This window comes from Candidatus Njordibacter sp. Uisw_056 (genome assembly GCF_047730085.1).
Classification (GTDB): Bacteria; Pseudomonadota; Gammaproteobacteria; order Pseudomonadales; family Balneatricaceae; genus Njordibacter.
Genome location: NZ_CP159830.1, coordinates 800,905 through 825,471, shown reverse-complemented (window position 1 = coordinate 825,471; position 24,567 = coordinate 800,905). Strand labels below are relative to the sequence as shown.

Below are 24,567 nucleotides of genomic sequence, written 5' to 3'. Positions count from 1 at the left end.
CTAGAGCTCATTAATGGAACTGCAAGAAAGGGTTATTAATCAATTCCATGAGCACATGGGCTGCGCAGCATACAGTGCAGAGCATCTACCTCAAGATATTGCTATAGCAGCACAGATGCTGCATCAATGTTTTATCCAGGAAGGTAAAGTTCTCATTTGTGGCAATGGTGCCAACGCGGCCAATGGCCACCATTTTAGTGCCGCTTTGTTAAGCCGTTTCAGGCAAGAACGCCCAAGCTTACCCGCTTTTAATTTGGCCGCTGACAGTACAACGATGAGTGCAGTTATTCGTGACTCTAGTTTTCAAGATGTGTTTGCCAAGCAGATTACAGCGCTGGGGCAGCAAGGTGACATCGTTATTGTTATGTCAGAACAAGGTAATTGTGGTAATTTAATTCAGGCAATACAAGCTGCCCATAATCGTAACTTACAAGTTATTTCAATTACTGGTCAAAGCGGTGGCGATATGGCCACAATTTTGGATCCAGACGATGTTGCTATTCGCATTCCTAGTGATAACAGCGTGAACATATTACAACTGCAGCTGGTAACCATTCACTGTCTTTGTGATTTAATCGATTTTCAATTATTTGGGAGCAATGAATAAATGCTAAAAAGAGGTATTCAACTCATCACTTTAGCTAGCTGCATCAGTTTTGTGAGCGCTTGTACACCGCTGCTTAACAGTGCGCCAATCACTGACAACAAAGGTTCTCGCTCCTTAGGCACCTTGTACAATGACCAGCTCATAGAGACGTCTGCAGTAGACGCTATTCTACGTGCTTCACCTTTGCTAGCAAACGCTAATGTTGGTGCTGTCAGCGTGAACGGGATTGTGTTACTCATTGGCCAAGTGCCCAGTGAAGACACTAAGATTATCGCAGGTGCAAAAGCCCGTGGTATAAGCAATGCCCGCAAAGTACATAATGAACTTTTAGTTAGCGGGCCGGCGTCATATATTGTTAGAACCAATGACACCCTCATCACGACCAAGGTAAAGGCACGCATGGTGGGTGAAACTGCTTTTCCAGTGAGTCGGATTAAAGTCATCACTGAGAATGGAGTCGTTTATCTGATGGGGCTTGTCACCCATGCGGAGGCAGATTGGGCTGTAAGAATTGTTTCTAGTGCTAGCGGCATACAACGCATTGTTAAGGTATTTGAATATATCGATTAGCCTGAAGATGGTTTCTACAAGACAATAAAAAAGGGCCTAATGGCCCTTTTTTATTGTCTTGTAGATTACTTAACCACCTTAAGGGTAGGCCGCTTAGATCGGCTAGCGATCGATGATACAGTTCCCGATGTTTTAGGCTTGTCTACCAAACCAGTAGGCACGCTTTGTGGGCCATCTGGGTCCGGTATACCGGGCTCAAAGCCAAAACCCATACCTTCGCCACTTTCTTTAGCATAAATCGCCATGACAGCCAGAATTGGCACATAAACGTGCATAGGCACGCCACCAAAACGAGCATTAAACTCTATTGCATCATTGCTTAGGTTTAAACCTTCAACAGATCCAGGAGAAATATTAAGGACTATCTGCCCATCACTAATGAAGTGCTCTGGCACCATAACATCGTTGATTGTTGCATCAACAACTATATGGGGTGTGGAGTCATTATCTAAAATCCACTCATGAAGCGCGCGCAACAAATAAGACCGGCTTGGAGTCATCATCTTAATGACCTCAATTAAAGCCGGATTTCATGCTCAAGCTCAGACAAACTTTCCTGAAAGCCTTCACGGGCAAAAATGCGCTCCATATATTCAAGCATAGGCGCAGCTTGTAGTTCTGGAAGGTCGATACCCAACTGCGGCAAACGCCACAGAATAGGAGCAATGCAACAATCTACCAAAGTAAACTCTTCACTCATGAAGAAGTCTTTTTCAGTAAATATAGGTGCTGTTGAAATTAGACTCTCACGTAACTCTTTTTGCGCTTCTACAATTTCCACTTCGTCATCCGAGGTCATAATGACATCAGCAAGACGGCACCAATCACGCTCAATACGGTACATGTACAAACGACTTTCCGCGCGAGCAACTGGGTATACTGGCAATAAAGGTGGATGCGGAAAACGCTCGTCTAAATATTCCATCATCACGTTGGCTTCGTAAAGCACTAGATCACGGTCTACCAGAGTTGGTAAGCTGTTGTACGGGTTCAGATCTGCCAGGTCTTCTGGCTTATGCTCGGCATCAACATCAATAATGTCAACAGTAACACCTTTTTCTGCCAAAACAATACGCACACGGTGGCTATAATGATTTGAACCATCAGAAAAAAACGTCATGGAAGAGCGTTTAGCGACTACACCCATGGAGATACACCTCAATAATAAACGATAGCGCTAAGCGCCGAAAACCAAGCTGCGATCTAAGGTGTTCACCATAGGTGGATGCCTTAGACCGCACTTAAATAGATTAAAGCGAGGTATTATACCTCAAAGTTGGCTGCTAATGGACGTCGCGCCAGTATTCCTTCTTCAGGAAGTAGAACAAGATAGTCATCATTATACAAAACAAAACAGCCCACAGGCCAATACGCTGACTATCACTTTTATACGGCTTAGCCATATAAGCCATAAAGTTAGTTAAGTCATATATAGTGGCGTCAAACTCAGCTGGGGTCATAGACCCAGTGCCTTCTGCTATAGAAAATATTTCACAACTCTGCTCAGTCATGGGTGCACCTGTTTGGGCATCCATAACTGCAGCACCGTGGAGGTCAACTATAGCCACATCACCGCATGTTTTAGACTGTACACCTTGCAACTCTGCCAACACGTTTGGCATACCCACAGCTGGGTATACCACGTTATTGACACCGTATGGCCGGCTTTCATCAACATAGAAAGTACGCAAATAAGTGTAGACCCAGTCGGCGCCCCTTAAGTTAACCTCGTTGGTTAAATCTGGGGGCGTAGCACCAAACCACTTAGCAGCAAGCTTAGGGTCCATTGCACTGGTCATCTGTTCACCAATTTTCTGGTCACCAAAAATTAAATGTTCAGTCATCAGGTCTTCTGGAATGTCTAAGTCTTCTGCAGCACGGATGTAACGCTGATACTTGGCAGTATGGCAACCTAGGCAGTAGTTTACATAGGTTTGCATACCACGCTGCAGCGACGCTTTGTCTGTGGCGTCTGCTTGCATTGAGTCTAGCTGGATAGCTGGGCCAGCGCTGGCTTGTGCAAATACTGGCAGCAGCATCACTAAAGTTAACAAAAATAACTTTTTCATCATCATACCACCCTTGCTGGAACAGGCTTCGTCACTTCCATGCGCGTATAAAACGGCATCAGTATGAAGTAAAGAAAATACAAAGCAGTGCACAACTGAGCCACTATTGTGCGGCCTTCAGTTGTAGCCAGAGTACCTAGGTAACCCAAGATAACAAAACTAACCACAAAAATACCTAACCAGAGTCGACTCATCCAGCCTTTGTAGCGCATAGATTTAACAGGGCTACGGTCTAACCAAGGCATCACAAACAAGATGGCAATTGCTCCACCCATAGTGATTACACCCAAGAATTTAGCGTCTAAACCAAACAGTGGGAAGGTGATCGCACGCAACATAGAGTAGTAAGGCGTGAAGTACCATACTGGGGCAATATGTTCTGGCGTCTTCAGTGAGTTAGCAGGTTCGTAGTTAGGCTTCTCAATAAAGTAACCACCCCCTTCTGGAAAGAAGAAGATTACCAAACAGAACACCGTCAAGAACACCCCCACTGCAACTAAGTCTTTAATCACATGGTATGGCCAAAAAGCAACACCATCGACAGGCACTCCATTTTCATCTTTGTTTTGGTCAATCTCGATGCCATCTGGGTTGTTAGAGCCCACATCGTGTAACGCCAAAATATGCAACACTACCAAACCAATAATAACCATCGGCAAGGCGATAACATGCAATGAGAAGAATCGGTTTAAGGTGATGCCCGAAATTAAGTAGTCGCCCCTGATCCACTGCACTAAATCTTCACCAACCACTGGAATCGCTCCAGCAAGAGATAAGATGACCTGCGCACCCCAGTAGGACATTTGGCCCCAAGGCAGCAAGTAACCAAAGAATCCTTCAGCCATTAGCGCCAGATAGATGGCCATACCAAATAACCAAATGAGCTCACGTGGTTTTTGGTAAGAACCGTACATTAAGCCCCTAAACATGTGTAGGTACACCACAATGAAGAAGGCTGATGCGCCAGAGGAATGCATGTAGCGGATAATCCAACCCATTTCTACATCACGCATAATATATTCGACAGAAGCAAACGCCCCTTCAGCTGAAGGCTCATACGACATGGTCAGCCAAATACCTGTAAGTATTTGATTGACGAGTACCAGTAGAGCTAGCACACCAAAAACATACCAGAAGTTTAGGGTTCTAGACGCATAATACTTGGACATGTGGTCTTGCCACATCTGGGTTAGAGGAAAACGATCATCGATCCATCGAACAATACCACTTTTCGCTTTAGCGCGGTTAGGATTACCTACACCCATTATGCATTTCCTCCGTCTTCGCCAATAAGAATAATAGTGTCACTTTCATAAAAATGTGGCGGAATTTCTAAATTTGTAGGGGCTGGCTTACCTTTGTATACTCGGCCCGACAGGTCGAAGGTAGAACCGTGGCACGGGCAGTAAAAACCACCTTGCCAATTCGCGTCAAAGTCGGTTGGCACTACTTCAGGGCGGTAGGTTGGCGAGCAGCCTAGGTGTGTACAAAGGCCAATCATCACCACCACTTCATCACGTAACGCACGAGCTGCATTGCCAGGCACATACTTTGGCTGCTTCGATTTAGCAGAATCAGGATCTGCTAAATTAGCATCCAGCACTGCCAAATTTGCCAAGGCTTCTGCACTGCGGCGAACAATCCATACTGGTTTTCCACGCCATGCAACAATCACCTGCCCACCTGGCTCTAACTTACTGATATCTGCCTTTACTGGAGCACCCGCCGCCCTGGCTTTTGCACTTGGGTTCCAAGAGGCTACAAAAGGGGTTAGTGCGCTTACACCACCAACACCACCCACAACTAGGGATGCACCGACTAATACGCGACGTCGAGTCGGATTTGCGACTTCATTACTCATTCAATTGGACTCCAGCTAGGCTGTAAAATTTCTGTTCGCATTTTAAAGGAAAGGCACTAAATAGACAAGGTTAAAAGGCGCTAAATAGGCAAGGTTAATACCTCAAAACGACTCCAAATAAAGCCATCTCTTTTAGACAAGACAAAAAAAACCCAGCAACATGGCTGGGCTCTTTTGAATGCACCAAAATGATGCAATAAGCTTAACGCTTAGAGAACTGAGGACGCTTACGCGCTTTGCGTAAACCAACCTTTTTACGCTCAACTTCACGGGCATCGCGGGTAACAAAACCAGCAGCACGCAAGCTAGGACGTAAAGTTTCGTCAAAGTTCATCAGTGCACGAGTAATGCCGTGGCGAATTGCCCCAGCCTGACCAAAACCACCACCGCCTTCTACGGTAATTTTTAGGTCGAACTTTTCAACTGTTTCTGTCAACTCTAGCGGCTGACGAACAATCATGCGAGCTGTCTCACGACCAAAGTAAACATCCAACTCGCGGCTGTTTACAGTGATGGCACCAGTGCCAGGAGTCATGAACACACGAGCGGTAGAGGTCTTACGACGACCAGTACCATAATATTGAGTAACTGCCATGATCGTCTCCTTACAGGGTCAATGCTTGTGGTTGTTGCGCTTGATGTGGATGCTCAGTACCGGCATACACTTTAAGCTTGGTGTACATAGCTCGGCCCAAAGGACCTTTTGGCAACATACCTTTAACAGCGAATTCAACGGTGCGCTCTGGAGCGTGATCAACCATTTTTTCAAAAGACATAGAACGCAAACCGCCTGGATAACCAGTGTGACGGTAATACATTTTATCTTTTGCTTTATTGCCAGTTACACGGACTTTCTCAGCGTTAACAACGATGATGTAATCACCTGTGTCTACGTGAGGCGTATATTCTGGCTTATGCTTGCCACGCAGGCGGCGAGCGATTTCAGTTGCCATACGACCCAAAGTTTTACCTTCAGCATCGACAACGTACCAGTCACGGGTGACGTCAGCTGGTTTAGTACTTACGGTTTTCATGTGAATAACCTATTTAATGGCCCAGTTTATTAGACCTACCTATAATTATTGAGTTATTGCGCCCCAGTGCATAGAAAATGTATCGAATAATATACAAAGACTCACACCTACTGCCAATAACGTGCCTAGCAGCCCATGCCCCTAACAGCCTTAAATGTAAACACCCAAAGCCAACACAGAAACTGCGAGGCGAGATTATACAGGACAAACAAGCCCTTTGTTAAGCCTTAAAGCGAATGTTTTTAAGTCTTTTTGCATCTATTGTGCTGCCTAGCCCACCACATGACCTCGAGCCAAGTATTCATAGGATTGCATTTCCTGTAAACGACTGAGCGTGCGCCGAAATACAAAATCCAATTGCCCGCCAGAATATAACTCCAACAAGGGCACCTCAGCAGAAATAATCACCTTTAAGTTGGCGTCGTAACAGACATCAACCAGATTCACAAACCGCCGTGCCTGATCTTCCATCCCCGCCCTTAGGCAGGGTACATTACTAATAATTAGTCCATGAAACTCACACGCCAGTTCTAGATAGTCATTCTGCGAACGGGGCTTTACACATAGCTGGTCAAAGGTGAACCAAATAATGCCATCACTTTGTCGGATAAAAGTGAAATCCCGCCCATTGATATTCACGATGCCATTTTCGTTGCCACTATCTGTCGATCGGGGCTCTCCTAAAACAGGCATTAACATGGGCACCAAGGCAGCAAAGCTTGAGGCCAAACTTACGTCAGCAGCCTCATCTAAGGGCCAGTGGTACAACTCAGCCTGAGAAAGTGTCCGCAGACGATAATCAACACCTCCATCTACGTTAACAACTTCGGTGTACTGCTCCAGCAAGGCGATAGCGGGTAAAAATCGCTGCCTTTGTAAGCCATTTTCATACAAACCCTTAGGCTCTATATTAGAAGTGGCTACCAAAACCACCCCTAATCCGAAAAAACTGTCCAACAACTGCGCCAAAATCATGGCATCAGTAATGTCTGTAACAAAGAACTCGTCAAAACAAATAATTCGAGATTCTTTTGCCAGCTCCTGGGCCACCAACTGTAAGGGGTTTTTAGCTCCCGTATGCACTGCCAAGCGACCATGAACATGGCGCATAAAACGGTGGAAGTGGGTGCGCTGCTTGTTTTCAAAGGGCAGGCACTGGTAAAACACATCCATAAGGTAGGTTTTCCCCCGGCCTACCCCACCCCAAAAGTACAAACCTTTAATAGTTGCCTGTTGTTTAGATTTCACCCCCATCCACCCAGATAATCGCTGAGACCACTGAGTTGAGCTAAGTTTTAATGTCTCATTAGCACACAGATCTTCATAAAGTCGCTGTAAATGCTCAATGGCATTGGCTTGAGCGATGTCTGCAGAAAACCCAAGTTGCTGCTGGTCGTTATGATACTGCTCTATTGGTGAAGGCATATATATGAGTCAAAAAGTAGATATGGTCAATTAATGAACGTGTTAGGTAATATCTGAGATGAACTAAAGAACTAATTCCATTACAATACTATCTTCTGGGACACTTTATTGAAAGGAGCTGCTGGTGGATTTACTCAGCAACGATTGGTTTTTTTGGTTAGTACTGTTACTGCTCGGTATAGGTATAGGGTTTTTATTAGGTCGCAACAACAATAGCGACCTCATACGACAAAACCAGCTCAGCAAGCAACTGCAAGATGCCCATACCGAAATGGCGGAATACAAAGAACAGGTTAACCTGCACTTTGCAGATACTGCTGCCGCTGTAAATCAACTCACCGACAGCTACCGCAACGTGCACGAGCATCTGGCAAAAGGTGCTCAAAGCTTATGCGATGACCCAGATACCGCCAGTAGCTTAGAAACCATCTCTGGGTCTGCAGAAAGCGCCTTAGAGCACCAAGCAGAACCTGCGCCTACAATCCGCCCACCTATGGACTACGCACCGAGCAGCGCAACTAAAGAACATGGCACCCTAGACGAGCGCTACGGCCTTAGGCCTAAACCAGAGCCCCAAGCACCTTCGGCTTATGATATCCCAGTAACGCCCTCATCTAATCAATAGATTACTTAATCGCCATCACGCGGGGTTAGGCAGGTCTACAAACTCACAATCTAACCCAAGCTCTTGCTGTAAATAAGCAGCAAGCGCCTTTGCGCCATAGCGCTCAGTAGCATGATGCCCTGCGGCGAAATAATGCACTCCATTTTCACGTGCGACATGCACTGTGGACTCAGATATTTCACCTGACACGTATGCATCTAACCCTAAGGCTACCGCTTGGTCTATCATGCCTTGCGCACCGCCTGTGCACCAACCAATGCGTTTAATAGGTTTAGATGGGGCATCAATGTGCAATGCTTCGCGCCCCAAAACCCTCGACAAATGTTGCTGCACCTCTATGCCAGTGCAGGCTAATGGTAAGGTGGCACAAAGGCCAAGCCCTGTTACCCCGCTAGACTGCATATGTGCATCAGCAACCCAACCCATCAACCGACCTAACTGCGCATTGTTACCTAGCTCAGGATGACAGTCCAAGGGCAAGTGGTAAGCAATTAAGTTAATATCGTGATCCATTAACGCCTTAATACGACGTTTTTTGATGCCCGTTAGCGCGCTAGCTTCGTTGCGCCAAAAATACCCATGGTGCACCAACAAAACATCTGCTTCGCGCGTTATCGCCTGGTCGATCAAAGCTTGGCTGGCAGTGACCCCAGTGACCACTCGCTGAATGGTCTGCACACCTTCAACCTGCAGACCGTTGGGTGCATAGTCGTTGAATTGATCAGGCTGTAACAACCGATCCAAATAAGTAATTAATTCCTGACGCTCAATTGTCATGCAAATATCTCAAGTGTTTTTTTGCCTTTAACTGCACCAAAGTTTACACTATAGCTAGGCGGTACAGACACACAACTGCCAACCTTTTTATGCCATCAGCGACGCTTTCATGACATGACCCGTTCATTTATCAAGTATTTATTACGCTTTGCCCTTTTAGGCATAGTGCTGGCGATCGCTCTTATGTTCGCTGCACCGCAGTGGTTGTCACAAAAATCAATTACTCTTTGGTCCCACAGCACCCCACAAGCCCCCATTAATAACCCGCACAGCTACGCGGATCTACTCAAGGGATCTATGGACTCTGTGGTGCGAATATATAGCCAGAGTGCAACACCTGCAGCCAGTATCGCACTGTTGCAAGACCCCCACTATGCCAGCTTATTGGAAGGACTATTAATTAACGCCAGTACTAATAGCGTGCATTTAGGATCTGGTGTTATTGCCAGCTCTGAAGGTCATATACTCACTAATAATCACGTTATTGAGAATGCTGAGCGCATTCAAGTGGGTTTAGCAGATGGCCGGTCGGCACCCGCTTCATTAGTAGGTACCGACGCTGCTACCGATCTAGCGGTTATCAAAATTGAACTCAATAACCTAACCCCCGCCAAAGTACCTGCCAACCTGGACTCACGCGTAGGTGACATCGTTTTTGCCATTGGTAATCCACATGGGTTGGGTCAATCAGTCTCTATGGGGATTATTAGTGGCAAAGAACGTAATCGTTTAGGCCTCAACACCTTTGAAAGTTTCATTCAAACTGATGCCGCTATTAATGCAGGCAACTCAGGTGGTGCGTTGATCAATACGAAAGGAGAACTAGTAGGCATCAATACAGCCCATTTTTACAGCTCGCCTACCAGCGCTAGAAGCCAGGGTATAGGCCTAGCGATACCGATTAATATTGCTTCTGATGTATTACACAGCCTTGTGTCTCAAGGACAAGTAATACGCGGATGGCTAGGCATCGATTTCAACGTCTTTAAACGCCAATATAGTCAAAACGCATTTGCCTCAAAGCAAGACAGTGGCATCATGTTATCTGGCGTTTACGCCAGCAGCCCAGCCGATATTGCGGGGTTGAAGCCTGGGGATTTAATCACTCACTTTGATGGCAACCTCATTGAAGATTGGAATGAGTCTTTAAGCTATGTCACTGACCTAACCCCCGGGAGTGAACTGAGTATCACTTATCGCCGAAGTGGCACTACGAGCATTGTAACTGCCATACTTGGCACTCGGCCAACTGCTCAGTAAGCGGCTCTCTATGACTGACAATACCAAACCACCCGTACACGACACTATCTTTGCTCAACCCCTTGAGACGGCACCGTTTGAGTTCAACGCCCAAGTAGCTGACGTATTTGAAAATATGATTCAGCGCTCTGTGCCAGGTTATCATTTTTTGCTAGATGTCATAGGCCTTCTTGCTGCTCGATATGGCCAGCCCCATAGCCACTGCTACGACTTAGGTTGCTCCCTTGGCACTATGACCTTGCGCTTGCGTCAAAATCTTCCCGCCCTAGCCCACGTTATTGGAGTAGATAACTCTGCTGCTATGGTAAGCCGGTGCCTGCACAATATGAGCCGCGACCACAGCCAAGCCAGCTATGAAATTCGTCATCAAAACCTACAAGACACCGCCATAGAAAATGCCTCCATGGTTATACTTAACTTCACTTTGCAGTTTATTGCTGACATTGAACGACCGAGCATTCTAAAAAATATCGCAGAAGGTATGCGCCCAGGTGGCGTATTACTGTTAGCAGAAAAAGTGTGCTTTGACGACCCTCAACAGCAAGACTTGCAAGTTGATTTATATCACGACTTCAAACGTTACCAAGGTTATAGCGACTTGGAAATTGCTCAAAAACGTGCCGCTTTAGAGAATGTGTTAGTGCCAAATACCTTAGAGCAGCATCGCCAACGCTTGCTTGATGCTGGCTTTAGCCGTGTTGAAACCTGTATGCAATGTTTCAATTTTTGTGCCCTGCTGGCTTTTAAGTAATACGCTGCAACCTCATTTAACTTACACCACTTGCGAGACCATTATGGGCATAGATTTAGAGGCCTTTTTTGAGCACACCAAAAATACAGAGTTAGAGCAGTTCCACCCACAGCTCAGGCAAGCCCTTCAGCAACACTTCGAGCAAAAAAGCCATGGGCGCAGTGGCGAGTGGGACACAGCCCTTAATAGTATGCCTAAGCTAGACACTGCCAGTTTTAGCTTTAACGATCCCAGCGTGACCATTTTAAAACCTGATACGCTAAAATTAGATCAATGGTCTTATGCTCAGCAACTTAAAGCGTTTATGCCTTGGCGCAAAGGGCCCTGGAACTTGCTGGGGGTAGAGATAGAAACAGAGTGGCACTCAGACTGGAAGTGGCAACGAATCATCCCCCACATTAGCTCTTTGGAAGGCAGACAAGTGCTCGACATTGGCACCGGCAACGGCTACTACTTATACCGTATGCTAGGAGCTGGTGCCAGCCTTGCATTAGGCATAGACCCGACACGTATTTTTCTTTACCAGTTTCACGCAGCACAGCGCTTATTGCCCCCTAACGCGGCCTATTTGTTACCCCTTCGCAGCGAGCACCTACCTGCCTTTGGACATTTTGATACGGTATTTTGTTTAGGTGTTTTGTACCACAGACGCTCACCCATTGACCACATTCAAGAGCTTATGTCTTATCTGCGTCCAGGCGGTGAATTGGTATTGGAAACTTTAGTGGTACCAGGCGACATAGACACCATCATGGTGCCACCAGGGCGTTATGCAAAAATGTCTAACGTTTGGTTTTTACCCAGCACCAAGGCTTTAGAGAATATGCTGCGAAAACTTGGCTTAAAAGACGTACATACAGTAGACATTAACCAAACCACTACAAAAGAACAACGAGCCACAGACTGGATGACGTTTCATTCGCTAGCTGATTTTCTAGATCCAAATAACTCCAGCCTTTCGGCAGAGGGTCATCCAGCCCCCTTGCGGGCCACCATCGTGGCGACCAAGGTTTAGGCTAATTATTCTAGGTCAGTCTAAGATGCGATATTCAGCAGAACGCGCATGAGCAGTTAAGCTTTCACCTCGGGCCAACACTGAGGCCACTTTACCCATGTCACTCGCACCTTGCTCAGAAAACATAATCAAAGACGAGCGCTTTTGGAAGTCATACACACCCAGAGGTGATGAGAAGCGTGCAGTGCCAGAAGTAGGCAGCACATGGTTCGGCCCAGCGCAGTAATCACCCAAGGCTTCTGCTGTATGACGCCCCATAAAAATAGCTCCAGCATGACGTATCTTAGGCAACATGGCTTCAGGGTCTGCGACAGATAGCTCTAGGTGTTCTGGGCCAATACGGTTGGAGATATCTACAGCTTCTTGCATGTTTGCCACCTGAATAAGAGCGCCACGGTTCTCAATGGAGGTTTTAATAATACTACTACGTTCCAGTGTAGGAAGCAGGGCTTTAAAGCTGGCCTCCACCTGATCCAAATAATCTTTATCTGGACACAACAAAATAGATTGGGCTTGCTCATCATGCTCTGCTTGAGAAAACAAATCCATGGCTACCCAGTCTGGATTAGTTAGACCATCACAAATGACCAAAATTTCTGATGGCCCAGCAATCATGTCAATGCCGCAGGTACCAAACACTGCTCGCTTTGCTGTGGCAACATAGATGTTACCTGGGCCAACAATCTTGTCTACTTTTGGCACCATAGATGTGCCGTGGGCCAGGGCTGCAATAGCCTGAGCCCCACCAATAGCAAATACACGGTCTACACCTGCAATGGCAGCAGCAGCCAGCACTAGGGGGTTAACCTTGCCATTGGGCAACGGCACGGTCATAACAATTTCTTTCACTCCAGCAACTTTGGCTGGTATCGCATTCATTAGTACCGAGGAGGGGTAACTTGCTTTGCCCCCTGGCACATAAATACCCACCCGATCCATGGCCGTAATTTGCTGCCCAAGCAGCGTGCCATCGGCTTCTACATAGCGCCATGAATCTTGTTTTTGGTGCTGGTGGTAGGTGCGAATCCGTTCAGCTGCAATTTGCAGGGCCTCTCGCTCTTCGTCTGTAATCTGAGCAAGGGCTTGTTCGAGCTTGTGCTGAGGTATTTCAAGTTCTGAAGCCGTTTTAAACGGCGTGCGGTCCAGCTGGTTAGTTAACTGCAATAAGGCAGTGTCGCCCTGCAGCCTCACACGTTCAATAATGTCTGCAACAGTTTTCTGTACCCGCTGATCAGACACGCTTTCCCAGCCCAGCAAGTCATTAAGCTTAGCCTCGAAATTAGCTTGTTGAGTATCTAGTCGATTAACTTTCAACCACTGCATGTTAGTGCCCCTGAATGGCGTTGACCGCCGCAGAAAGCTGTTCAATAAGTGGGGCTATGCGGCCATGTTTAAGCTTCATAGCAGCTTCACCAACCACTAACCGACTACTTATAGTTGCAATTTCTTCCAGCGGCTCTAAGCCATTGGCCCTAAGGGTATTGCCTGTATCAACAATATCTACAATTTGATCAGCCAACCCTAGTATGGGGGCCAACTCCATAGCACCATACAGCTTAATGATATCTACTTGCTGACCTTGCTCGGCAAAATAGCTTTTAGTAATATTTACAAATTTGGAAGCCACTCGTAAACGCCTGCCTGCCGGCGCAGCACCAATAGGCGCACACGTCATCAACCGGCACTTAGAGATTTGTAAATCTAAAGGCTCATACAAACCGCTACCCCCATGTTCTAACAATACATCTTTACCGGCCACACCCATATCTGCGGCACCATAAGACACATAAGTGGGGACATCTGTCGCCCTAATCACTAAAAACCTCACGCCAGGTTGGCTCGTTTCAAACACGAGCTTTCTGCTGGTAAAGATATCTTCTAAAGGCTCTATTCCGGCACTGGCAAAAAGGGGCAAGGTCTCTTTTAAAATACGGCCTTTAGACAATGCAATAGTTAGGCTATTGGGCATGGTGTAATTTCTCAGTTAAGCAATGCGCTTGATAGTAGCGCCTAGAGCGCCCATTTTTTCTTCAATACAGTCATACCCGCGGTCGATATGATAAATCCGGTCAATCACAGTTTCACCATCAGCCACTAACGCCGCAATGACTAGGCTCGCAGAGGCCCTAAGGTCCGTTGCCATCACCGGTGCCGCTTTAAGTCGTTCAATGCCTTGTTGAATTACAGTATTGCCCTCTACAGCCACTTGAGCTCCCATGCGCGCCATTTCATCAATATGCATGAAGCGATTTTCAAAAATGGTTTCAGTAATCCTGCCACTCCCTAGGGCAATGGCATTAAGAGCCGAGAACTGAGCTTGCATGTCTGTCGGAAACCCAGGATAAGGTGCTGTTTTTAGGTTAACCGCCTTAGGCCGTTTACCATGCATGTCTAGCGTAATCCAATCTTCACCCGTTACAATTTCTGCACCTGCTTCTTCTAGCTTAGCAAGCACGGCTTCCATAGTATCCGGGCGAGTATCTTTTACTTTAATACGCCCCCCAGTCACCGCTGCTGCCACTAAATAAGTGCCTGTTTCTATGCGGTCTGGGAGTACATCATAATGGCAACCATGAAGCCGTTCTACCCCTTGTATGCGGATGGTACTCGTACCATGCCCTGTAATATCTGCACCCATGGCAATTAAACATTCTGCCAAATCAACCACTTCTGGTTCTCTTGCAGCATTGTCTAGTACAGTCTCACCGTCAGCTAAAGTGGCTGCCATAAGAATATTTTCAGTACCTGTTACCGTCACCGTATCAAAGAAAATATGTGCCCCCTTAAGGCGATCTGCCTTGGCACGAATATAACCATCTTCCACTGTAATAGTGGCTCCCATGGCTTCCAAACCCCTAATGTGGAGATCTACCGGCCGACTACCAATAGCACAACCACCAGGCAAAGACACTTCTGCTTCACCAAACCGCGCAACCAAAGGGCCTAATACAAGAATAGACGCTCGCATGGTTTTTACCAAATCATAAGGCGCAATACAGTGGTCTAAGGTAGTCGCATCTATTTCTACACTCAGCTTATCTCCCACCAGCAAGGAAACGCCCATACGGCCCAATAACTCAATCATTGTTGTTACATCATGGAGGTGAGGCAAATTACGAATAGTGACCGGCTCTTGCGCTAGCAGGGTTGCCGCTAAGATGGGCAGCGCTGCATTCTTTGCACCCGCTATACGAATCTCGCCATCTAGACGCTTGCCACCAGTAATGCTTAATTTATCCATACTATTGCTCACCAAATGTTTATTTTTCTGGGGGTCTTAGTTTTGCGGTGCACGCGCTTAATTAAGCGTTTACACGCTGCCACTGGTCTGCCGTATAGGCTTTAATACCTAGGGCATGAATAGACCCATCTGCAATCTGATCTGTAAGGCAACCATAAACCAGCTGTTGTTTTTTAACGGGTGATAAGCCTAAAAACAGGTCTCCAATCACAGTGACTTGAAAGCTACAACCTTCGCCGCTTGGGATCACTTGCGTGCCAGAAAGTTGCTGCTCAATAATTTGTTTAACTTGTTCTGCGTCCACGATAGTCTCCATGGGCTAATAAAATACGGGCGTACATCGTTTAAGTGTACATAAAGGGGATGTAACAGGGCCGAGATTGTAGCAAAATACTGCCTGTTATCGCTAGCACCGATTAATAATTCAACAGGCTCAAGACGGGTCATTCCAAAATGCAATGACGTCATCCATATTGCCTTTATTTTTCGCCATAGCACTGGCGAATTGTTGCCTAAAGGCCAACCCTAAATTAATACCATCCAGAGTCACGTTAGTTACCATCCAACCTTGTTGCCGCTTTTTCATAGCATAATTAATGTCATAAGAGGCCCCATTTGCATAGACCTTTACCCAGATTTTTTGCCGTCCAGCTTTACTACTTTTGTTAGAACTAGATTGGATTTCAAAGTCATTAATTTTAAAAGAAACCACTGCGCGGGAATAGGTATTCAATAATGAGTATTTAAAGGCAACGCGAAAGTCTTTGACTTGTTTTGCTGATGCCTTGCGATAAAACTTAGCCATTACCCCTTTAGCAATAGTATCAAAATCGATCACAGGAACTAGAATGACTTCCATCCCTAAAAACAACTTTGGCTCATCAAAGGCTACCACTTCACCCTCAGCCTCACTACTACGAATGGCTTCTAATCGCCCCTCTTCAAGCAAACCAATCATGGCTTGAGTGCTTTTTTCAACCACTAGGCTCGCTTCTTTCCATTCATCTGCGTTTACTGTAGCGGCACATAAGACAAGCAAAATACTAATCCCTACTATTTTGCTGCAACTCTGAAAACTAACCATACTCACTTTTCCTTATTTATTATCGCCGAAGTTAAGTAAGAATTGGCCAATCAGTTCTTCTAACACCAGCGCCGATTGGGTGTCTTCAATCACATCACCATCCACTAGCACTTCTTCTTCCGCCCCTACGGTAAGGCCTACATATTTCTCTCCCAACAAACCTGCTGTGAGAATACTGGCACTTGAATCAATGGATAAATAGTCCACCTGTCCGTAAATCTCCATATTCACTTTAGCCATTAATGCATTGGGGTCTATAACAACTGAAACGACCTCTCCCACTGTAACACCAGCCATAGTCACCTTAGCTTTAGGGCCTAGGCCTGCAGCGTTTTCAAACAAGGCACTAATTGCATAACTTTGGGCATTGCGAGACATATTGCCCCCACTTACCTGTAAAGCCAAAGCCACTAATGCAGCTACCCCAGCAACCATCATTAAACCGACACTCAGCTCTAACCATTTCTTGTTCATACTGTGCCTCCAAACATTAGCGCTGTTAAAATAAAGTCAAACCCTAAAATAGCCAAGGAACTATAGACCACAGTGCGGGTTGTGGCAGCACTGATACCTTGGGACGTTGGCACACAGGTATATCCCTGATACACAGCCGTCCAGCTAATCAAAAAAGCAAACACTAAAGCTTTAACCATGCCATTGAGCACATCTCCATTAAAATCTACCGCCTGCTGCATATTTCCCCAGTAAGACCCACTGTAAACACCAAGCCAATCTACAGCAACCAAGTGCCCACCATAGATGCCTACCAAGCTAAAGATGGCAACCAACAATGGTAAAGAAATGATACCTGCCCAAAAACGTGGCGCCACGATGCGGTGTAGAGGATCTACGCCAAACATCTCTAAACTTGCCAATTGCTCTGTGGCCTTCATTAAGCCAATTTCCGCGGTCAACGCGGAACCTGCACGGCCAGCAAATAATAATGCAGCGACAACTGGGGAAAGCTCCCTTACTAAAGTTAAAGCAACCATTTGACCCACTGCCTGCTCGGTGCCATAGGCTGCCAGCAAAGTATAACCCTGCAACCCCAAAACCATACCAATGAATAAGGCAGACACTAGTATAATAATAAGTGACTGAACACCTACGACGTAGAGCTGCTGAATTAGCCTAGACAAACTGGACGCCTTAGGCTGCACAATAATGGCCTGCATTAACATCAGCCATGCCTGCCCTATGCGCACCAACTTACCTAAAAAGCCTGAACCTAAATCAGCAATAAGGCCTATCATTCTGATTTACCCCTTAGTTCTTGTTGCAGCGGAGGTGCAAAAAAGTGGAATGGAATCACACCATCAGCCTCACCATGGATAAATTGCTTTACTGCAGGATCATTACTGGCCTGCAAAGCAGCAGGAGTGCCCTGCACTAGCACTCGGCCCTCACCTAATAAAATGACTTGATCAGCAATGGCACAAGCTTCTGCAATATCATGGGATACCAGCACGCTGGTTAAATGCATGGCACAATTAAGGTCTTTAATTAACCTCTGTAGAACTGCCATAGCTATGGGATCTTGGCCGGCAAAGGGTTCATCATAAAGAATTAGCTCTGGCTCCATGGCCACAGCCCGAGCTAGGGCAACCCGCCTTGCCATGCCACCGGATAGTTGCGATGGCATGAGGTCTCTAGCACCACGCAAACCCACTGCTTCCAGCTTTAACAACACCTTGTTATACAATTCATCTACCGATAAGTGCAGATGTTCTCTCAACGCAAAGGCCACATTTTCAAACACTGATAAATCGGTAAATAAAGCACCACTTTGAAACAATACACCCATACGTGTACGAATTTGGGTTAACTGCCTACGATTAAGTGCAGCAATGTCCTGACCAAACAGCCGTATTTGCCCCTCATGTGGCTGCAACTGACCACTAATTAAGCGCAAGAGTGTGGTTTTACCAGACCCACTAGGGCCCATAATGGCAGTGATTTTCCCAGCCGATATAACGCAGTTAAGGTTTTTAAAAATGGCCCGATCACCACGGTAAAAGCTAACATTTTGTATGTTAATGATGTCGTCTGTGGCCATAGATGAAGTTCCGGTGAGGCGCTAAAGTAATCTAGGTCCAAGTTTAACATTGACGCGCTTAAGTGCAAAGAAACTTGCAAAAAGGGCCCACTCTTGGTTTCATTGCCGGTGTTCGTTTCGCCTCGCTTAATTTAGGGCGTCCATTAACTGTGATTACCACTCTAATTAGACCTTTATATGTTTATTGCAATTGCCGCCGTTTTAGTTGGCTTAGGCTTACTTATTTGGAGTGCCGAGCGTTTTGTCGACGGTGCTTCTGCCACCGCTGGCCACTTAGGCATGTCGCCTATGCTTATTGGCCTAACCGTCGTAGCCTTTGGCACCTCAGCCCCAGAAATGTTGGTGTCCACCATGGCTGCACTTGACGGTGCCCCAGGCCTTGCTATTGGCAACGCCATTGGCTCCAATATCGCCAATATAGCTCTCGTACTGGGTGCCACAGCCCTTGTTTCTCCTATACCCATTAAAGGTAACTTGGTGCGCGTGGAGTTGCCTATATTAACCATCGCCACCATCGGCGCAGGTATTTTATTGTTAGATTACTACCTTGATGCCATAGACAGTGTGTGGTTGTTATTGGGTTTAGTGGTGTGTTTATATCTGTTTAATCGTTACCAACAGGACCATCCAGAAGATAAGCTTACGCCTTTAGCCAACATGAGCTTAAAGGCAGGTATTATTTGGCTTATAGTGGGTTTAATTGCATTGGCATTGGGCTCACGGATTTTAGTGGGTGGTGCTGTATATATTGCTACATCCCTTGGTGTTAGCGAAATGATTATTGGCCTCACTATTATTGCCATCGGCACCAGCCTACCAGAACTTGCGGCGTCTATTATGAGCGCTCGCAAAGGCCAGCATGGCATTGCTTTAGGCAACGTTATTGGTTCTAACATCTTTAATTTATTAGGCGTTATGGCTATTCCAGCCCTTATCAGCCCAGTTGTTATAGAAGCCAACGCTTTATGGCGCGACTATGGGCTCATGCTTTTGTTAACCCTATTTATGTTTGCTCTAGGGTTTAAGGCCCGCCACGGTGGCGCCATTAGCCGGGTAGTGGGCAGCTTACTGCTGTTGACCTATGTTATGTATATGCTTTTACTTTATACTAACGCTAGATAATTTGATAATAAGCCTCAGGAGATGTGTTGAGCCATAACAGCACTTTAAAACCCAGCCAAACTCTAGCGACGCCCTTTGCTGAATCTGCCTTGCGCACTATTAGGTTAGAACAGGCTGCTATCGGTGAACTGACCACCCGTATCGATGCTGCCTTCGACCAAGCCTGCCAGTTGTTGATGGATTGCTCAGCACGAGTGGTGCTTTTAGGCATGGGGAAATCGGGCCATATTGCTAATAAAATAGCCGCCACCCTAGCCAGCACAGGCACTCCCTCCTTTTTCGTTCATCCAGGTGAAGCCAGTCATGGCGACATGGGTATGATCACTGCCAAAGACGTTGTACTTGCGTTATCTTATTCAGGCACCACCAGTGAAATTGTCACCTTATTACCAATGCTAAAACGCTTAGGCACCCCCCTGATTGCCATGACAGGTGCAGCAGATTCCACTATTGCCAAAGCGGCAGATGTGCACCTTAATGTGCAGGTTAATACTGAAGCTTGCCCTTTAAATCTGGCACCAACATCCAGTACCACTGCCAGCTTAGTGATGGGGGATGCACTTGCCATCGCATTATTAGAAGCCAAAGGTTTTAGTGCCAACGATTTCGCTTTTTCTCATCCCGGTGGCGCGTTAGGTCGCAAGTTATTATTAAAGGTAAGTGACATAATGCACGCTGGTGACGCCCTACCTATAGTTTCTCAAAGTACTCGGTTTGCCGATGCTTTAATGGAGATGACCCAAAAAGGTATGGGTATGACTGCCGTGGTTAATCATCAAGGTGAGCTAGCAGGTATCTACACGGATGGCGACTTGCGCCGAAGTTTAGACCACAGTCAAGATCTGCGTGAATGCCACATTAGTGAGCTAATGACCCTTGACCCTGTGCAAGCCCAAGCCGATATGCTGGCCGCTCAAGCGTTGCAATTAATGGAACAACATAAAATTAATGCGCTCATTGTTTGTGATGAATATCACCAACCAGTAGGCGCTCTAAATATGCATGATTTGTTAAAAGCAGGGGTCATATAGAATGGATTCTGCACTGCTCAGTGAGGCTCAGATTGTCAAACATGCCAGCCGGGTGCGCATACTCGCATTAGATGTAGATGGTGTGCTAAGCGATGGCCAGCTTTACTTTGGCAACCAAGGCGAAGAAATTAAGGCCTTTAGTAGTTTAGATGGCCACGGCATTAAAATGCTCCAATCTACTGGTGTAAAAGTTGCTATTGTCACTGGCAGAACATCCAATATTGTTGCTCAAAGAGCCAAACAACTGGGTATTGAATTAATATTACAAGGCAGAGAAGATAAACTCACTGCCCTTCACGAACTCACCCAAAATCTGCAATTAGACTGGCCCCAGATGGCCTACATGGGAGATGACTTGCCAGATCTTGCAGCTATTATTAAAGTGGGTTTAGGCATCACCCTACCTAATGCAGCTAGTAGTATGGCATGTCACAGCCAATACGTTACCCAGCGCCATGGTGGCCAAGGTGCAGTAAGGGAAGTGTGTGAGTTAATCATGCAAGCACAAGGCACGTGGGAGGCTGCGCTAGCCCATTATACTAATACTAAGCTCCGGGCAGGCCTGTGATGATGGCATTATTTCGCAGTCGCTGGCTGCCTATAAACATTGTTGCTGCAGGCTTAGTTTTGTTGCTATTTTGGTGGTTACAACAAATAGAGCAGCAAGACGCAGAGTCAAAAGTTAACTGGATTCCAGACTATTACCTTACGAATGCGACTATTAGCCAATACGATAAACAAGGTTCACTATCCTCCAACATAAGCGCTAAACAATTTACTCACATTCAAGAACTCGGCACCACCGATATGCTACAGCCCAGGTTTAACATTTATTTATCCAGCAATGGCACTGCTTGGTTTGGTAAAGCGGATGAGGGCCTTATATTAGATTCCGGGGCACAAATTAACCTTACAGGCAATGCACTAGTTACCAACGGTCCAGATATTCACCGACCGCTTAGCCTTAGCAGTGAAAGCTTAAGGTTATTTCCCCAACGAAACTATGCCCAATCTGACAAGCAAGTGACCTTAGTGGCCAAGTATAGCCACTTGACGGGCACCGGAATGCAGCTCACACTCGACACCCAACGTTTACTATTTTTGCACCAGGTCAAGGGCACTCACTCTGTGCCAAGGAATTAACCATGTTACAGCCCCTCCAAAACACCCACAGCGTCCCTAGCCTGAACCACATACAACGTTTTTCTATCTGTTTGCTTGCTGGCGCAGCATGGTTTCTCAGCCCATTAACATGGGCACTTGATAGCGACCGTAAGCAGCCCATTGAGATCACCGCTGATAGCGTAGAGCTTAATGAAGGGGAGGGTTTTTCCACCTACTCCGGCAGTGTTATTATTGTCCAAGGTAGTATGACAATTGAAGCAAATACGGTAAAAGTGACCTTTAACGACGACGGGATAGAAACCATGGTAGCCACAGAGGGCAATAATGATGGTTTAGCTTACATGCAGCAGGAATCAGAGCCCGTTGGAGATGGCAAAGGCGATATAATGCAAGCCTGGGGTAAGCGCATTGACTATCAACTGAACACCGAGTTCTTAACCTTACTCGGTGGTGCCAAGCTGATTCAAAAAGGTAACCTGTTCAGTGGTCATCAAATACTCTTCAACATGTCTACAGAAAATGTGAAAGCCACTGGCGGCAAAGATAAGCAAGTAAAAATGATTTTCTTACCTAACTCAAATTAATGATCACCTGAAACAAGTTTGACATCCATGCACAATGAGACTGCCACCATAGCCACCTTAGAAGCCAGAAACCTTGCTAAATCTTACAGCAAGCGGGCTATCGTCAAAGACGTTAATATTCGTATTGAAGCTGGCCAAGTAGTTGGTCTGCTGGGGCCTAATGGTGCTGGAAAAACGACCTGCTTTTATATGATTGTGGGTTTAGTGCAGGCAGATCGTGGCCAAATATTTATCAATCAAGAAGACATTTCGAGTGAGCCTATGCATGGCCGAGCGCGCAAGGGTATCGGTTATCTGCCACAAGAAGCATCAGTATTTCGTAAGCTTACAGTGGCACAAAACATTTTAGCTATATTGGAAACTCAAAAAAACCTGACTAAAATTGAGCGATTAAAAAGGCTAGAAAACCTGCTCCTAGAGTTTAATATCGATCACATACGTAACAGCCTAGGTATGAGCTTATCAGGTGGTGAACGCCGTCGCGTAGAGATTGCTCGTGCATTGGCAAGTGAACCACAGTTTATTCTGCTGGACGAACCCTTTGCTGGCGTAGACCCCATTTCTGTCAAGGACATTAAACAAATTATTCAACAGTTACGTGACAAGGGTATTGGCGTATTAATTACCGACCATAATGTGCGCGAAACCCTAGATATTTGTGATTTGGCCTATATTGTTAGTGAAGGTTATATTTTAGCTCATGGAACCAGCAGTGATATCTTAGCGAACCAGCAAGTAAAAGAGGTATACTTAGGTGATGATTTCACTTTATAACTAAGTAAAAAGCCAAGTAAAAACCTAAGTAAAAATACCTCAGAAACAACAAGTTAGCACTACTATGAAAGCATCCCTGCAACTCAAAATGAATCAGCAACTGGCCATGACGCCACAGTTGCAACAGGCGATTCGTTTGCTCCAGCTTTCAACCTTAGACCTGCAGCAAGAAATTCAACAGGCCCTAGATTCTAACCCTTTACTAGAGCTAGAAGATGAACTTGACCAGCCAGACGTTAATACCCAGCAAACAGACAACAACGACACCCAGATTGATGACCAGCCAAGTGACCACCTTGCTGAAGAGCAACAAGCGGACAGTGACTGGAGCGAAGAAATACCTGTAGAACTTGCCACTGACAGCTCCTGGGATGATGTTTACCAAAGCTCCACCACACCGGCAACTGGCCCAGGGGACGAGTTCGATTTCGACGCTCACAATAGTCACGAACCGAGTCTGCAAGAACACCTTGAATGGCAACTTAACGTGAGTCGTTTAAGCCACCTCGACCAGTTTATTGGCGCCAGCATTATTGATGCCGTAGACGAACGGGGTTACCTTAGCCAAACTCTTAGTGAAATTACTGAAGGGATCAACGGTAACTTAGCTCAACAAGAGCAAGAAGCCGTTGAAGAAGATGAAACTCAAGCAGTATTAACCTTAATCCAACAATTTGACCCCATTGGGGTTGCCGCACAGGACCTGAGGGAGTGTCTGCTTATACAGCTAAGGTACTTACCCGCTGACACACCTTGGCGACAAGGCGCGATAACAGTTGTGGATAAATACCTAGACCTGCTTGGAAGTCACGACTACAATTCCTTAAGGCGACGCTCTGGCTACAAAGAAAATGACTTGCTACATATTTTTGAGCTGATCACTAAGCTGCAACCAGAACCTGGCGTGACCATTGCCTCAAGCCAAGCTGAGTATGTTATTCCCGACGTGATGGTGCGTAAAGTAAACAATGTATGGCGGGTTGAACTCAATCCAGACTCAGCGCCAAAGATCAGAATTAATCAGCAATATGCAAACTTTGCTGGCAGTGGCAATACCGCTGACAACAACTACATTAAAAGCCACTTACAAGAGGCTCGCTGGTTTCTTAAAAGCCTTGAAAGTCGTAATGAAACCTTGTTAAAAGTGTCAGGTCGTATCTGTGAGATACAAAAAGGCTTTTTAGATCATGGCGAAGAGGCGATGAAACCACTGGTGCTAGCTGAAGTAGCAGACCATGTGGAGATGCACGAATCTACTATTTCACGGGTGACTACCCAAAAATACATGCACACACCTAGAGGTATTTTTGAGCTAAAATATTTCTTTTCTAGTCATGTAGCTACAGCTAATGGTGGAGAATGCTCTTCTACTGCAATAAGAGCACTCATTAAAAAGCTCATTGCAGCAGAGCTAACGCGCAAGCCCCTAAGCGACGCAAAGCTTACAGATATGCTTGAGTTGCAAGGTATTAAAGTAGCACGTAGAACCATTGCTAAATACCGAGAAAGCATGAACATTCCACCCTCTAACGAACGCAAACGGCTCAACTGAGCCC

General features: G+C 46.0%; 30 protein-coding genes. 13 read left to right on the top strand and 17 right to left on the bottom strand.

Going from position 1 to position 24,567, the window contains the following annotated elements; all coding sequences use genetic code 11:
* The first annotated feature begins 13 nt into the window (after positions 1-13).
* Both ABXT60_RS04120 and ABXT60_RS04115 read left to right on the top strand, forming a co-directional pair.
* Positions 14-607, top strand: coding sequence for an SIS domain-containing protein (locus tag ABXT60_RS04120; protein ID WP_046482210.1), 594 nt, complete (start codon positions 14-16; stop codon positions 605-607).
* Complete coding sequence (locus ABXT60_RS04115) at positions 608-1,177, top strand: BON domain-containing protein (protein ID WP_443631492.1); 570 nt, start codon at positions 608-610, stop codon at positions 1,175-1,177.
* A 65-nt stretch (positions 1,178-1,242) separates the two neighbouring features.
* On the opposite strand, the gene ABXT60_RS04110 is transcribed toward ABXT60_RS04115, so the two are convergent.
* The 8 genes from ABXT60_RS04110 to zapE all read right to left on the bottom strand — a co-directional run bounded on the left by ABXT60_RS04110 (position 1,243) and on the right by zapE (position 7,566).
* The gene (locus ABXT60_RS04110) at positions 1,243-1,680 is read right to left on the bottom strand and encodes a ClpXP protease specificity-enhancing factor (protein WP_443631491.1); all 438 of its coding nucleotides are present in this window, start codon (positions 1,678-1,680) and stop codon (positions 1,243-1,245) included.
* Positions 1,681-1,694: 14 nt separating this feature from the next.
* Positions 1,695-2,324, bottom strand: a complete 630-nt coding sequence (locus tag ABXT60_RS04105; RefSeq protein WP_046482214.1) for a glutathione S-transferase N-terminal domain-containing protein — start codon at positions 2,322-2,324, stop codon at positions 1,695-1,697.
* A 136-nt stretch (positions 2,325-2,460) separates the two neighbouring features.
* Positions 2,461-3,252, bottom strand: coding sequence for a cytochrome c1 (locus ABXT60_RS04100; protein WP_443631490.1), 792 nt, complete (start codon positions 3,250-3,252; stop codon positions 2,461-2,463).
* The gene (locus ABXT60_RS04095; protein WP_443631489.1) at positions 3,249-4,511 is read right to left on the bottom strand and encodes a cytochrome b; all 1,263 of its coding nucleotides are present in this window, start codon (positions 4,509-4,511) and stop codon (positions 3,249-3,251) included. The genes ABXT60_RS04100 and ABXT60_RS04095 overlap by 4 nt, the downstream gene beginning before the upstream one ends.
* Positions 4,511-5,107 carry a ubiquinol-cytochrome c reductase iron-sulfur subunit gene (gene petA, locus ABXT60_RS04090; RefSeq protein WP_443631488.1) on the bottom strand — a complete coding sequence of 199 codons (597 nt, stop codon included), beginning with the start codon at positions 5,105-5,107 and terminating at the stop codon, positions 4,511-4,513. The genes ABXT60_RS04095 and petA overlap by 1 nt, the downstream gene beginning before the upstream one ends.
* Positions 5,108-5,309: 202 nt before the next feature.
* Positions 5,310-5,702 carry a 30S ribosomal protein S9 gene (gene rpsI / locus ABXT60_RS04085; RefSeq protein ID WP_046486229.1) on the bottom strand — a complete coding sequence of 131 codons (393 nt, stop codon included), beginning with the start codon at positions 5,700-5,702 and terminating at the stop codon, positions 5,310-5,312.
* A gap of 10 nt (positions 5,703-5,712) precedes the next feature.
* Positions 5,713-6,141: a 50S ribosomal protein L13 gene (gene rplM / locus ABXT60_RS04080; protein WP_046486228.1), complete on the bottom strand. Its 429-nt coding sequence runs from the start codon at positions 6,139-6,141 to the stop codon at positions 5,713-5,715.
* Between the two features lie 270 nt (positions 6,142-6,411).
* Positions 6,412-7,566 (bottom strand): cell division protein ZapE, encoded by a 1,155-nt coding sequence (gene zapE, locus ABXT60_RS04075; RefSeq protein WP_443631487.1) that lies wholly within the window; start codon positions 7,564-7,566, stop codon positions 6,412-6,414.
* A gap of 124 nt (positions 7,567-7,690) precedes the next feature.
* Here zapE and ABXT60_RS04070 point away from each other — a divergent pair, with 124 nt between their 5' ends.
* A complete protein-coding gene (locus tag ABXT60_RS04070) occupies positions 7,691-8,191 on the top strand; it encodes a YhcB family protein (protein WP_443631486.1) in 501 nt (166 codons plus the stop codon).
* A 15-nt stretch (positions 8,192-8,206) separates the two neighbouring features.
* On the opposite strand, the gene ABXT60_RS04065 is transcribed toward ABXT60_RS04070, so the two are convergent.
* The gene (locus ABXT60_RS04065) at positions 8,207-8,968 is read right to left on the bottom strand and encodes a Nif3-like dinuclear metal center hexameric protein (protein ID WP_443631485.1); all 762 of its coding nucleotides are present in this window, start codon (positions 8,966-8,968) and stop codon (positions 8,207-8,209) included.
* Between the two features lie 114 nt (positions 8,969-9,082).
* On the opposite strand from ABXT60_RS04065, the gene ABXT60_RS04060 reads away from it, so the two are divergent.
* Genes ABXT60_RS04060 through cmoB form a run of 3 tightly spaced genes read left to right on the top strand, consistent with a single transcriptional unit; the run spans position 9,083 to position 11,994 of the window.
* The gene (locus ABXT60_RS04060; protein ID WP_443631484.1) at positions 9,083-10,228 is read left to right on the top strand and encodes a S1C family serine protease; all 1,146 of its coding nucleotides are present in this window, start codon (positions 9,083-9,085) and stop codon (positions 10,226-10,228) included.
* 10 nt (positions 10,229-10,238) lie between these two features.
* The gene (cmoA, locus tag ABXT60_RS04055) at positions 10,239-10,979 is read left to right on the top strand and encodes a carboxy-S-adenosyl-L-methionine synthase CmoA (protein ID WP_443631483.1); all 741 of its coding nucleotides are present in this window, start codon (positions 10,239-10,241) and stop codon (positions 10,977-10,979) included.
* A 43-nt stretch (positions 10,980-11,022) separates the two neighbouring features.
* Positions 11,023-11,994: a tRNA 5-methoxyuridine(34)/uridine 5-oxyacetic acid(34) synthase CmoB gene (gene cmoB / locus ABXT60_RS04050; RefSeq protein WP_443631482.1), complete on the top strand. Its 972-nt coding sequence runs from the start codon at positions 11,023-11,025 to the stop codon at positions 11,992-11,994.
* A gap of 15 nt (positions 11,995-12,009) precedes the next feature.
* On the opposite strand, the gene hisD is transcribed toward cmoB, so the two are convergent.
* From hisD to ABXT60_RS04010, 8 genes are all read right to left on the bottom strand, one after another.
* The gene (gene hisD, locus ABXT60_RS04045) at positions 12,010-13,317 is read right to left on the bottom strand and encodes a histidinol dehydrogenase (RefSeq protein WP_443631481.1); all 1,308 of its coding nucleotides are present in this window, start codon (positions 13,315-13,317) and stop codon (positions 12,010-12,012) included.
* A 1-nt stretch (position 13,318) separates the two neighbouring features.
* Entirely contained in the window at positions 13,319-13,963 is a 645-nt protein-coding gene (gene hisG, locus ABXT60_RS04040; RefSeq protein ID WP_443631480.1) for an ATP phosphoribosyltransferase, read from the bottom strand.
* Between the two features lie 15 nt (positions 13,964-13,978).
* On the bottom strand, positions 13,979-15,235 hold the full coding sequence (gene murA / locus ABXT60_RS04035; protein WP_443631479.1) for a UDP-N-acetylglucosamine 1-carboxyvinyltransferase: 1,257 nt from the start codon (positions 15,233-15,235) through the stop codon (positions 13,979-13,981).
* A gap of 61 nt (positions 15,236-15,296) precedes the next feature.
* Entirely contained in the window at positions 15,297-15,539 is a 243-nt protein-coding gene (locus ABXT60_RS04030; RefSeq protein WP_443631478.1) for a BolA family protein, read from the bottom strand.
* A 129-nt stretch (positions 15,540-15,668) separates the two neighbouring features.
* Positions 15,669-16,319 carry an MlaC/ttg2D family ABC transporter substrate-binding protein gene (locus ABXT60_RS04025; RefSeq protein WP_443631477.1) on the bottom strand — a complete coding sequence of 217 codons (651 nt, stop codon included), beginning with the start codon at positions 16,317-16,319 and terminating at the stop codon, positions 15,669-15,671.
* Positions 16,320-16,331: 12 nt separating this feature from the next.
* Positions 16,332-16,793, bottom strand: a complete 462-nt coding sequence (gene mlaD / locus ABXT60_RS04020; protein ID WP_443631476.1) for an outer membrane lipid asymmetry maintenance protein MlaD — start codon at positions 16,791-16,793, stop codon at positions 16,332-16,334.
* Entirely contained in the window at positions 16,790-17,572 is a 783-nt protein-coding gene (gene mlaE, locus ABXT60_RS04015) for a lipid asymmetry maintenance ABC transporter permease subunit MlaE (RefSeq protein ID WP_443631475.1), read from the bottom strand. The genes mlaD and mlaE overlap by 4 nt, the downstream gene beginning before the upstream one ends.
* Complete coding sequence (locus ABXT60_RS04010) at positions 17,569-18,375, bottom strand: ABC transporter ATP-binding protein (protein ID WP_443631474.1); 807 nt, start codon at positions 18,373-18,375, stop codon at positions 17,569-17,571. The genes mlaE and ABXT60_RS04010 overlap by 4 nt, the downstream gene beginning before the upstream one ends.
* 177 nt (positions 18,376-18,552) lie before the next feature.
* On the opposite strand from ABXT60_RS04010, the gene ABXT60_RS04005 reads away from it, so the two are divergent.
* From ABXT60_RS04005 to ABXT60_RS03975, 7 genes are all read left to right on the top strand, one after another.
* On the top strand, positions 18,553-19,497 hold the full coding sequence (locus ABXT60_RS04005; RefSeq protein ID WP_443631473.1) for a calcium/sodium antiporter: 945 nt from the start codon (positions 18,553-18,555) through the stop codon (positions 19,495-19,497).
* Between the two features lie 26 nt (positions 19,498-19,523).
* Positions 19,524-20,528, top strand: a complete 1,005-nt coding sequence (locus tag ABXT60_RS04000; RefSeq protein ID WP_443631472.1) for a KpsF/GutQ family sugar-phosphate isomerase — start codon at positions 19,524-19,526, stop codon at positions 20,526-20,528.
* Position 20,529: 1 nt separating this feature from the next.
* Complete coding sequence (locus ABXT60_RS03995; protein ID WP_443631471.1) at positions 20,530-21,096, top strand: KdsC family phosphatase; 567 nt, start codon at positions 20,530-20,532, stop codon at positions 21,094-21,096.
* On the top strand, positions 21,096-21,671 hold the full coding sequence (lptC, locus tag ABXT60_RS03990; protein ID WP_443631470.1) for an LPS export ABC transporter periplasmic protein LptC: 576 nt from the start codon (positions 21,096-21,098) through the stop codon (positions 21,669-21,671). The genes ABXT60_RS03995 and lptC overlap by 1 nt, the downstream gene beginning before the upstream one ends.
* 2 nt (positions 21,672-21,673) lie before the next feature.
* Positions 21,674-22,237, top strand: coding sequence for a lipopolysaccharide transport periplasmic protein LptA (gene lptA, locus ABXT60_RS03985; RefSeq protein ID WP_443631469.1), 564 nt, complete (start codon positions 21,674-21,676; stop codon positions 22,235-22,237).
* Between the two features lie 27 nt (positions 22,238-22,264).
* A complete protein-coding gene (lptB, locus tag ABXT60_RS03980; protein WP_443631468.1) occupies positions 22,265-23,011 on the top strand; it encodes an LPS export ABC transporter ATP-binding protein in 747 nt (248 codons plus the stop codon).
* A gap of 64 nt (positions 23,012-23,075) precedes the next feature.
* Positions 23,076-24,563, top strand: a complete 1,488-nt coding sequence (locus tag ABXT60_RS03975) for an RNA polymerase factor sigma-54 (protein ID WP_443631467.1) — start codon at positions 23,076-23,078, stop codon at positions 24,561-24,563.
* Positions 24,564-24,567 lie beyond the last annotated feature (4 nt).

Excerpts from the sequence above, each read along its gene's own strand:
- ABXT60_RS04010 (WP_443631474.1), bottom strand. The coding sequence starts at position 18,375 with ATGGCCACAGACGACATCATTAACATACAAAATGTTAGCTTTTACCGT.
- ABXT60_RS04065 (WP_443631485.1), bottom strand. The coding sequence starts at position 8,968 with ATGACAATTGAGCGTCAGGAATTAATTACTTATTTGGATCGGTTGTTA.
- ABXT60_RS04110 (WP_443631491.1), bottom strand. The coding sequence starts at position 1,680 with ATGATGACTCCAAGCCGGTCTTATTTGTTGCGCGCGCTTCATGAGTGG.
- ABXT60_RS03975 (WP_443631467.1), top strand. The coding sequence starts at position 23,076 with ATGAAAGCATCCCTGCAACTCAAAATGAATCAGCAACTGGCCATGACG.
- ABXT60_RS04120 (WP_046482210.1), top strand. The coding sequence starts at position 14 with ATGGAACTGCAAGAAAGGGTTATTAATCAATTCCATGAGCACATGGGC.
- ABXT60_RS04005 (WP_443631473.1), top strand. The coding sequence starts at position 18,553 with ATGTTTATTGCAATTGCCGCCGTTTTAGTTGGCTTAGGCTTACTTATT.
- mlaE (WP_443631475.1), bottom strand. The coding sequence starts at position 17,572 with ATGATAGGCCTTATTGCTGATTTAGGTTCAGGCTTTTTAGGTAAGTTG.
- ABXT60_RS04060 (WP_443631484.1), top strand. The coding sequence starts at position 9,083 with ATGACCCGTTCATTTATCAAGTATTTATTACGCTTTGCCCTTTTAGGC.
- lptB (WP_443631468.1), top strand. The coding sequence starts at position 22,265 with ATGCACAATGAGACTGCCACCATAGCCACCTTAGAAGCCAGAAACCTT.
- ABXT60_RS04100 (WP_443631490.1), bottom strand. The coding sequence starts at position 3,252 with ATGATGATGAAAAAGTTATTTTTGTTAACTTTAGTGATGCTGCTGCCA.
- cmoB (WP_443631482.1), top strand. The coding sequence starts at position 11,023 with ATGGGCATAGATTTAGAGGCCTTTTTTGAGCACACCAAAAATACAGAG.
- zapE (WP_443631487.1), bottom strand. The coding sequence starts at position 7,566 with ATGCCTTCACCAATAGAGCAGTATCATAACGACCAGCAGCAACTTGGG.
- ABXT60_RS04115 (WP_443631492.1), top strand. The coding sequence starts at position 608 with ATGCTAAAAAGAGGTATTCAACTCATCACTTTAGCTAGCTGCATCAGT.
- ABXT60_RS04025 (WP_443631477.1), bottom strand. The coding sequence starts at position 16,319 with ATGGTTAGTTTTCAGAGTTGCAGCAAAATAGTAGGGATTAGTATTTTG.
- murA (WP_443631479.1), bottom strand. The coding sequence starts at position 15,235 with ATGGATAAATTAAGCATTACTGGTGGCAAGCGTCTAGATGGCGAGATT.
- ABXT60_RS04105 (WP_046482214.1), bottom strand. The coding sequence starts at position 2,324 with ATGGGTGTAGTCGCTAAACGCTCTTCCATGACGTTTTTTTCTGATGGT.
- lptC (WP_443631470.1), top strand. The coding sequence starts at position 21,096 with ATGATGGCATTATTTCGCAGTCGCTGGCTGCCTATAAACATTGTTGCT.
- rplM (WP_046486228.1), bottom strand. The coding sequence starts at position 6,141 with ATGAAAACCGTAAGTACTAAACCAGCTGACGTCACCCGTGACTGGTAC.
- ABXT60_RS03995 (WP_443631471.1), top strand. The coding sequence starts at position 20,530 with ATGGATTCTGCACTGCTCAGTGAGGCTCAGATTGTCAAACATGCCAGC.
- petA (WP_443631488.1), bottom strand. The coding sequence starts at position 5,107 with ATGAGTAATGAAGTCGCAAATCCGACTCGACGTCGCGTATTAGTCGGT.
- mlaD (WP_443631476.1), bottom strand. The coding sequence starts at position 16,793 with ATGAACAAGAAATGGTTAGAGCTGAGTGTCGGTTTAATGATGGTTGCT.
- rpsI (WP_046486229.1), bottom strand. The coding sequence starts at position 5,702 with ATGGCAGTTACTCAATATTATGGTACTGGTCGTCGTAAGACCTCTACC.
- hisG (WP_443631480.1), bottom strand. The coding sequence starts at position 13,963 with ATGCCCAATAGCCTAACTATTGCATTGTCTAAAGGCCGTATTTTAAAA.
- ABXT60_RS04095 (WP_443631489.1), bottom strand. The coding sequence starts at position 4,511 with ATGGGTGTAGGTAATCCTAACCGCGCTAAAGCGAAAAGTGGTATTGTT.
- hisD (WP_443631481.1), bottom strand. The coding sequence starts at position 13,317 with ATGCAGTGGTTGAAAGTTAATCGACTAGATACTCAACAAGCTAATTTC.
- cmoA (WP_443631483.1), top strand. The coding sequence starts at position 10,239 with ATGACTGACAATACCAAACCACCCGTACACGACACTATCTTTGCTCAA.
- lptA (WP_443631469.1), top strand. The coding sequence starts at position 21,674 with ATGTTACAGCCCCTCCAAAACACCCACAGCGTCCCTAGCCTGAACCAC.